The sequence below is a fragment of the Ancylobacter rudongensis genome, from assembly GCF_900100155.1.
GTDB classification, from domain to species: Bacteria; Pseudomonadota; Alphaproteobacteria; order Rhizobiales; family Xanthobacteraceae; genus Ancylobacter; species Ancylobacter rudongensis.
This window is the reverse complement of record NZ_FMTP01000009.1, coordinates 161721-170331: the sequence shown is the minus strand read 5'-3', so window position 1 is coordinate 170331 and position 8611 is coordinate 161721. Positions and strand designations below refer to the sequence as shown.

Here is an 8611-nt window from a genome sequence, read left to right as displayed (position 1 = left end):
GCAGGAAGTGGCGCGCGGCATCGGCCTCGACCGCCGCATCGGGCCGAAATTCCTGCATGCCGGCCCCGGCTATGGCGGCTCCTGCTTTCCCAAGGACACGCTGGCCCTGACCCGCACCGCCCAGGAGGCCGGCACGCCGCTGCGCCTGGTCGAGACCGTGACCACGGTCAACGAGACCCGCAAGGCGGCGATGGGCCGCCGGGTGCTGGAGGCGCTGGCCGTGCCCGCGCGCGGGGCCACCGTCGCCGTGCTCGGCCTCACCTTCAAGCCCAACACCGACGACATGCGCGACAGCCCGGCGATCAACATCGTGCAGCTGCTGGTCGACCGCGGGGTGAAGATCCGCGCCTATGACCCGGTCGGCATGGCGGAGGCGCGCAAGGTGCTGCCCGAGGGCATCCACTACGCCACCGGCGCCTATGAATGCGCCGAGGGCGCCGACGCCCTGGTCATCGTCACCGAATGGGACGCCTTCCGCGCCCTCGACCTCGACCGGCTGAAGGCGCAGCTGCGCAGCCCCATCGTCGTCGATCTGCGCAACATCTACCCCCCCGAAGACCTCATCCGCCGGGGCTTCACCTATGTCGGCATCGGGCGGAAGGACACCTCGAAGGGCTGAGCCAACGGCGAAGGCCGGCGGAGGACAGCCGGCACACCGTGCCGGCTGCGACGGGGCTCGACACGCCGTCAGGTGCCGTAGCCGACGATGCCCTTGATCTCCAGGAAGTCGCGCAGGGCGAAATCGGCATATTCGCGCCCATTGCCGGACTGCTTGTAGCCGCCGAAGGGGGCGAACAGGTCCCAGTCGGGGTAGTTGAGGTAGACCGAGCCGGCCCGAAGCTGGCGCGCCACGCGGCGGGCCGCGTCGATGTCCGCGCCCTGCACATAGGCCGCCAGGCCATAGGGCGTGTCATTGGCGATGGCGACGGCCTGTTCCACGCTGTCATAGGGGATGATCGACAGCACCGGCCCGAAGATCTCCTCGCGCTCGATCCGCATGCCCGGCTTCACATGGCCGAACACGGTCGGCTTCACATAATAGCCGGTCTCCAGCCCCTCCGGCTTGCCCGTGCCGCCAGTAACGAGGGTCGCACCCTCATCGATGCCGGCCTGGATGAGATCCTGAACCTTGGCGAACTGCACATCACTGACCAGCGGGCCGATCTGCGTCTCGGGGTCGGTGGGGGAGCCGACAAGCACCGCCTCGGCGGCGCGGCGGGCGATGTCGAGCGCCTCGTCATGCCGGTCGGCCGGCACCAGCATCCGGGTCGGGGCGTCGCAGGACTGGCCGGTATTGCCGAAGCAGGCGCGCACGCCTTCCGACACCGCCGCTTCGAGATCGGCGTCGGGCAGCACGATGTTGGCGGACTTGCCGCCGAGTTCCTGCGCCACGCGCTTCACCGTCGCCGCGGCGTTGCGCGCCACATCGGTGCCGGCGCGGGTCGAGCCGGTGAAGGACACCATGTCGATGTCGGGATGCGAGGACAGCGCAGCGCCGACCTCGGGGCCGGTGCCGTTGACCAGGTTGAACACGCCCTTGGGAAAGCCGGCCTCATCCATGATCTCGGCGAAGACGATCCCGGAGATCGGCGCGATTTCGGAGGGCTTCAGCACCATGGTGCAGCCGGCCGCGATGGCGGGCGCGACCTTGCACATGATCTGGTTGAGCGGCCAGTTCCACGGCGTGATGAGGCCGACGACGCCGACCGGCTCATGGGTGACGCGGGTGGTGCCGCGCGTCTCGTCGAACTCGAAGCGCTTGAACGCCTCGATGGTCGCCTTCAGATGGCCGAGGCCGGCATAGGCCTGGGAATCACGGGCGCGGGCGATGGGCGAGCCCATTTCGCGGCTGATCGCCTGGGCGACATCCTCGTAGCGGCGCTCATAGACCGCGAGCAGCCGCTCAAGGAGAGCCAGGCGCTCCTCCTTGGTGGAGAACTGGAAGCTGGCGAAGGCCGCGCGCGCCGCCGCCACCGCGCGGTCGACATCGGAGCGGGTGCCCAGCGAGATGGTGGCGAATTCCTGTTCGGTCGCCGGGTCGACCACGCCGAGCGGGCGGTGCTCCAGCGGCTCGACGAAGGCGCCGTCAATGTAGAATTTCTGCGTGTTGGGGCTCATGCGGGCGGGTCTCTCATCGCTGGGAAGGCAGGCGTCGGGATAGTCTGCGCGATGCGCGCGGCGATAGGCAATGGCGATCGCCGTGCCGCAGCACCGATATGAGGAAAGTGGGGGTGGCGATCGGCTCGCGAGGCGACAGGCTCTCGCGACGCAACCAAGCGCCGGGACGGGCTGTGGACCCGTCTGATAACGTCATCGGCCTGTCGTGCCGGCCATCGGAAAATTTCCCGGACATTGGGGGACGCATGCAAGATATCGTGGAAAAGACGGCGCTCGAGATCCGGTCCCTGATCCGCTCCAAGGCGCTGTCGCCGATCGAGGTGTTCGACGCGTTCCGGGCGCGGATCGAAGCGGCGAACCCTGCCATCAATGCGTTCGTCACGGTGGACTTCGAGCGCAGTCGTGCCGAAGCCAAGCGGGCGGAAGACGCCGTGATGAAGGGCGAGACGCTCGGGATCGTCCACGGGCTGCCGGTCGGCATCAAGGATCTTCAGCTCACCGCCGGCATGCGGACCACCTTTGGCTCGCTGGTTCACAAGGACAATGTGCCGACGGAAGACGAATTGATGGTGAAGCGCCTGCGCGCGGCCGGCGCCGTCATCATGGGCAAGACCAACACGCCCGAATTCGGCAGCGGCGCCAACACGACCAACCGGGTCCACGGCGCCACGGTAAACCCGTTCGATCTCGCCCTCTCGACCGCGGGGTCGTCGGGCGGCTCGGCCGCGGCTCTGGCAGCAGACATGGTGCCGCTGGCCTCCGGCTCCGATCTGGGCGGCAGCCTGCGCACCCCGGCCTCGTTCTGCGGGATCGTCGGGCATCGCCCGTCGCCGGGCGCCTGCCCGATGGAGGTTGCAGGCGACCCCTGGTCGCCGCTGGCCGTCGATGGCCCGATGGCCCGCAACGTGCCGGATGCGGCGCTGCTGATGGCGGCCATCGTCGGCAGGTCGAGCCGGGACCCGCTCTCGCAGGACCTGTCGGCCGATGCGTTCCTGGCTCTCCCCGAGGTCGACACCAGGCGACTGCGGATCGCGTTCTCCGAGGATCTCGGCTGCGCGCCGGTCTCGCGCGGGGTGCGGCAGCATTTCCGGATGGTGGCGGAGCGGATGGCGGGCATGTTCGGCAGCACCGAATGGAGCCACCCCGAGATCAGGGATCTGGACGACACGTTCGAGGCGCTTCGGGCCGTGGGCTATGGTCACTCCTACGGTGACTATATCGACCAGCACCGTGCTCTCAGCGGCGCCAACGTCGTCTCCAATGTGGAACTCTCCCGCAGGCTCTCTCTGGAGGATGTGGGGCGTGCCCATGCCCGCCAAAGCGAGATCTTTCGCAGCTTCGAGACGTTCTTCCGGGAGATCGACATCCTGATCTGCCCGGCGGCCTCCGTGGTGCCGTTCCCGGTCGAGAACCTCTATGTGAAGGAGGTCGATGGCCGGCAGATGGAAACCTATATTCGCTGGGTTGGCATTGCCTATGCGATCACCCTCAGCAGCCATCCCGCCACCGTCATCCCGGCGGGGCTGGGGCCGACGCGGATGCCGTTCGGCCTTCAGATCGTCGGGCGGGGCCGCGACGATGTGGGGACGCTGGCGGCCGCCGCCGCGATCGAGGCGCGGCTGGCGCGTGATGGAGTGCTGGCCCGCCCGCTCCCGGACGTCAGCATGCTCACCACCCCCGGCATCGCCACCTCGGCGGGCAACATCCCGGACGCGCTTGCCGCGCACTGAGCGGCCGGAGCGCCGACGGGCGGGGGCCGGCGCCAGATCCGCCCCTGTGCCGGCCGATCCTGTCCCGCGCATGAGGAGGGTCAGCGCGGCGCCGGGTCGGACAGGAAGACGTAGATCTTGCGGGTGTGCTCCACGATCTCCCAGGTGCCCTTCCAGCCGCGCGGCAGCATGAGGGCATCGCCGGGCCCGAGCTCGCGGCGTGTGCCGTCCAGTTGGGTCATGATGATCTTGCCCTGCAGGAAATAGCAGAACTCCGCCGCCCCCGTGCGATCGGCGGTGAAACGGCCCGGCGTGCACTCCCAGAGGCCGATGTCGAGCGACCCGTCGGGCGCGGTCCAGAGCGAGGCGGCGCCCTCCTGCTGGCCGGGGCTCAGGGTGGTGGGCTTGTCGGCCAGTGCGCCAAGGTCGATGCCGGACAGCTGGGTGAATACGGAAAGGTCGATCATAGGGTCTCCTGCCAAAGGCGGCAGCGATGGTGCCGGCTTGGAGCAATGGGCGCGGGGGTGAAGGCGTGCGGGCGGTCAGCGCCCGGTGAGGGCGTTGGCCAGCGTGGCGAGGCGCGAGGTGGCGCGTCCGCCGGTGCTCGCCTCGTTGCGGTCGGCCTTGTGGTAGAGCCAGTACATGCCGTGCACGCCCAGCCAGCGGAAGGGCTCCACTTCCCATTTGCGCGGCCGGCGGTTCACCCAGGGCAGGCTGGTGCGCTCCGTATGCCTGTCCAGCACCAGATCGGCCAGCGTCTGCCCGGAAAAATTCGAGGTGGAGACGCCGAGGCCGACATAGCCGCCCGCCCAGCCGATGCCGGTGCGTGGATCCAGCCCGACTGTGGCGCACCAGTCGCGCGGCACGCCGAGCACACCGCACCAGGCATGGTCCAGCTTCAGGCCGCGGGTCTGCGGCAGCATGCGGTAGAGAATGTCCTTCAGCGCCTGGATGGTCTCGGGCTGGGTCTGGCCGCGCACATCCGTCTTGGAGCCGAACCGATAGGGCACGCCGCGCCCGCCCATGGCGATGCGCCCCTCGCGCGTGCGCTGGGCATAGCAATAGGCGTGGGAGGCGTCGGCAAGGAGCTGGCTGCCCTGCCAGCCGATCTCGCGCCACAGATCGTCCGGCACCGGCTCGGTGACGATGATGGCGCTGTTCATCGGGATCCACTCCCGCTCATTGCCGGGAATGCCGTGGGTGAAGCCCTCCGTGGCGCGGACGATGCGCTTGGCCTTGACGGAGCCGCGATCGGTGGTGACACGGCCCTTCTCGATGCCGGTGACGGCGGTGCGCTCATAGATAGCGACGCCGCGCCGCTCCACCGCCTCGGCGAGGCCACGCACCAGCTTGGCCGGCTGCACCCGCGCCACATCGTGACGCACCAGCGCGCCCTGCGCCTTGTCGACCCGGATGCGGGCGGCCGCCTCCGGCCCGTCGATCAGCTCCAGCCGGCTGGTGGGCACCTGCCAGGCCATGGCTTCCTCATAGCCTTCGCGCAGGCGCTCCATCTGCGCCGGGCTCTGGGCGTAGGTCAGGCAGTCGGTGAGCAGGTAGTCACAGTCGATGCCTTCCTTCTCGGTGACGCGGCGCACCTCGGCGACGGTGCTGCGCAGCTGCCGCTCCCACTCGATGATGCCTTCGCGCGTGCCGGAGGAGAGATATTTCTCCCGGCTCCAGCCGAATTCGCCCGAGCACCAGCCGCCATTGCGGCCAGAGGCGCCGAAGCCGGCGAATTCCTTCTCGACCACGGCAATGGAGAGGCCCGGCTCGGCCTCCTTCAGATAATAGGCGGTCCACAGCCCGGTGAAGCCGGCGCCGACAATGCAGACATCGACCTCGATGTCGCCCGGCAAGGGCGGGCGATAGCCCGGCACGCCGCCAATATCGGCATACCAGAAGGACACGTCGCCATTCTTCTTCACGTCCATTGCCATCGTTCCTTCAATGACCGGCGGTCGATCCGTCGTCTGCCAGGAGCACGCTCTCCTGCGGCCGCCACGCCAGCTCGACCGTGGCGCCGAGAGCGAAGGGCGCGCCTTGCGTGGGGGTGCGGGCGGTGACATGGCTGCCGTCAGCCAGCGTCACCTCATATTTCATCGCCGAGCCGAGATAGAGCATCTCGCGGACCACTCCCGAGAGGATGTTGCTGCGGCCTTCCTGCGGGCCGGTGCCCGGCGCCTGCACCATCACCGCCTCGGGGCGCAGGAGAATGACCTGCGCGCCCTCCCCCCTCGCCGCGCCCGGAGCGGCGAGGGTCGTGCCGGCGACGGTCAGCACCGTCTCGCCGCCGGCCGAGCGATGCGGACCGCGCAGCACCGAGCTCTCGCCGATGAACTGGCCGACGAACAGCGTCTGCGGCGCGGTGTAGAGCGCCTGCCCGGTGCCGACCTGTTCGATCCGCCCCTTGTTGAACACCGCAATCCGGTCGGAGAGCACGAGCGCCTCCTCCTGGTCGTGGGTGACATAGACGAAGGTGGAGCCGAGCTCGCGGTGGATGCGCTTGATTTCGAGCTGCAGCACCTCGCGCAGCTTCTTGTCGAGAGCGCCGAGCGGCTCGTCCATCAGCAGCAGCGAGGGGTTGAACACCATCGCCCGCGCCAGCGCCACGCGCTGCTGCTGGCCGCCCGACAGCTCGGAGGGGTAGCGATGGGCGAAGCTGTCCAGCTGCACCTTGCGCAGCGCCTCTTCCACCGCGCGGGTCCGCTCGGCCTTGCCGACGCGGCGCTGCTTGAGCGGATAGGCCACGTTCTGCGCCACGCTCATATGCGGGAACAGCGCGTAATGCTGGAACACCACGCCGATATTGCGCTTGTGCGCCGGCACATGGCCGATGGAGCGCGCGTCGAGCCGGATGTCGCCGCCGCTGAGATCGGTGAAGCCGGCAATCAGGTTCAGCGTCGTCGTCTTGCCCGAGCCGGACGGCCCGAGAAACGACATGAACTCGCCCGGCTCCACCCGCAGGCTCACCTTCTCCAGCGCGGTGAAGCTGCCATAGAACTTGCTGATGCCGTCAATATCGATCGCCGCGCCTTTTGAGGCCGCCTCGTTGCTCACAGCGTTCATGCCCCGCGCCTCCGCAGTCCGAAGATGAGTCCCAGCCCGATAATCAGCGTGGTCGCCAGGAAGATGAGCGACCCCACCGCCGCCACGGTCGGGTCGGCATCCCGCGTCATGGAGGAGAAGATCTGCACCGGCAGCGTCTTCAGCTGCGGGCTGGTGATGAACAGGGACACGATCACCTCGTCGAAGGAGGTGACGAAGGCGAACAGCGCCCCCGACAGGATGCCCGGCAGGATGAGCGGCAGGGTGACGGTGAAGAAGGTGGTGAGCCGCGAGGCTCCCAGGCTCGCCGCCGCCGTTTCCAGCCGCGCATCGAACACGGCGAGATTGGCCCCCACCGCGATCACCACGAAGGGGATGGCGAGCAGCGTGTGCGCCAGCACATAGCCGGTCCATGTGCCGACCAGCCTTGTGTCGAGATAGACCGCATAGATGCCCACCGCGAGCACCACGCCCGGCACGATCATCGGGGTGAGCAGGAGCACGCGGATGATGCCGCCGGCGCGGGTCTTCAGCCGCTCGATGCCGATGGCCGCCATGGTGCCGATGATTGTGGCCACGACAGCCACCATCGCCGCGATCTTCAGCGAGACGACCAGGCTGCCGAACCATTGCGGATTGGCGAAGAAATTCGCGTACCACTGGGTGGAGAAGCCCTGCGGCGGGAAGGCCAGCGACTTCCTGTCGGCGAACGACATCGGGATCACCACCAGCGTCGGCGCCACCAGCCAGATGGCGATCAGCAGGCAGGAGAGCTGCAGCAGCAGCCGGCCGGGACGGAAGCGTGTCATCGGCTGCCTCCGCTGATCTGGTAGCGGCGCCGCATGAACGGGCCGGCCAGCGCCAGCACGCCGAAGGTCGCCACCAGCAGCACCACGCCCATGGCGCCGCCGCGTCCCCAGCTCAGCAGCGACAGCACCTGCTGCTGGATCAGGGTGGAGAGCATGGTCGATTGGGGCCCGCCCAGCAGCAGCGGCGTGATGTAGAAGCCGAGCGACAGGATGAACACGAGCGTCGCCCCGGCAAATACGCCGGGCAGCGACAGCGGCAGATAAATCTGGAAGAAGCTCTTCACCGGATGCGCGCCGAGGCTGCGCGCCGCCTGCAGCAGCCGCAGGTCGATGCCGCGCATCACCGCGTAGAGCGGCATGATCATGAAGGGCAGCAGCACCTGCGTCATGCCGATGGTCACGCCGAGCTGGGTGCGGATCAGCCGCACCTTCTCGAAGCCCAGCGCGAGCAGGATGCGGTTGATGACGCCGGAATCCTGCAGCAGAATCACCCAGGCCAGCGTGCGCACCACCCCCGACACCCAGAACGGCACCAGCACGCACATGATCAGGACCAGCCGCAGGCGCGGTCCGGCGATCGACATGGCGAAGGCGTAGGGATAGGCCACCAGCACGCAGGAGGCCGTTACCCAGAAGGCGATGGTGAAGGTGCGCGCCAGCACGGTGAGGTTCACCGGGGTCTGAAAGAACCACACATAATTGGCGAGGCCCGGCACCGGCTCGGCAAAGCTGCGCAGCACGATGACGCCGAACGGCACCGCCATGACAAGCAGCAGCACCGCGATGGCCGGCAGCGTCAGCAGAAGCGCCCCGCGCGGGGCGCGGCCGGTCAGAACAGACATGGTTCAGCCTCTCTCGCGGAGCCGGGGCGCCGCATGGGGGCGCGCCGCGCGGGGGATCGGGGCGACGCGGTCGCCCCGATCATTGCGC

At 68.6% G+C, this 8611-nt stretch carries 8 protein-coding genes; 2 read left to right on the top strand and 6 right to left on the bottom strand.

The annotated features are described in order from the left end of the window. Positions 1 to 619 (top strand): UDP binding domain-containing protein (locus BLO63_RS18960; protein WP_143007087.1); only part of this gene is annotated, 619 nt, incomplete at its 5' end. Between the two features lie 68 nt (positions 620 to 687). On the opposite strand, the gene BLO63_RS18955 is transcribed toward BLO63_RS18960, so the two are convergent. Further along, on the bottom strand, positions 688 to 2118 hold the full coding sequence (locus tag BLO63_RS18955) for an aldehyde dehydrogenase family protein (RefSeq protein ID WP_091443936.1): 1431 nt from the start codon (positions 2116 to 2118) through the stop codon (positions 688 to 690). A gap of 113 nt (positions 2119 to 2231) precedes the next feature. Between BLO63_RS18955 and BLO63_RS18950 the strand changes: the two genes are divergently transcribed. Beyond that, positions 2232 to 3848 carry an amidase gene (locus tag BLO63_RS18950; RefSeq protein WP_162841844.1) on the top strand — a complete coding sequence of 539 codons (1617 nt, stop codon included), beginning with the start codon at positions 2232 to 2234 and terminating at the stop codon, positions 3846 to 3848. 80 nt (positions 3849 to 3928) lie between these two features. Here the strand turns inward: BLO63_RS18950 and BLO63_RS18945 are convergent, their stop codons facing one another. From BLO63_RS18945 to BLO63_RS18925, 5 genes are all read right to left on the bottom strand, one after another. Then, on the bottom strand, positions 3929 to 4294 hold the full coding sequence (locus BLO63_RS18945; protein WP_091443932.1) for a cupin domain-containing protein: 366 nt from the start codon (positions 4292 to 4294) through the stop codon (positions 3929 to 3931). A gap of 75 nt (positions 4295 to 4369) precedes the next feature. Further along, a complete protein-coding gene (locus tag BLO63_RS18940; protein ID WP_091443930.1) occupies positions 4370 to 5758 on the bottom strand; it encodes an NAD(P)/FAD-dependent oxidoreductase in 1389 nt (462 codons plus the stop codon). Positions 5759 to 5771: 13 nt separating this feature from the next. Next, complete coding sequence (locus BLO63_RS18935) at positions 5772 to 6893, bottom strand: ABC transporter ATP-binding protein (RefSeq protein ID WP_091443928.1); 1122 nt, start codon at positions 6891 to 6893, stop codon at positions 5772 to 5774. Further along, positions 6890 to 7681, bottom strand: coding sequence for an ABC transporter permease (locus BLO63_RS18930; protein WP_091443925.1), 792 nt, complete (start codon positions 7679 to 7681; stop codon positions 6890 to 6892). The genes BLO63_RS18935 and BLO63_RS18930 overlap by 4 nt, the downstream gene beginning before the upstream one ends. Next, positions 7678 to 8523 (bottom strand): ABC transporter permease, encoded by an 846-nt coding sequence (locus tag BLO63_RS18925; RefSeq protein ID WP_091443923.1) that lies wholly within the window; start codon positions 8521 to 8523, stop codon positions 7678 to 7680. The genes BLO63_RS18930 and BLO63_RS18925 overlap by 4 nt, the downstream gene beginning before the upstream one ends. Between the last annotated feature and the right edge of the window lie 88 nt (positions 8524 to 8611).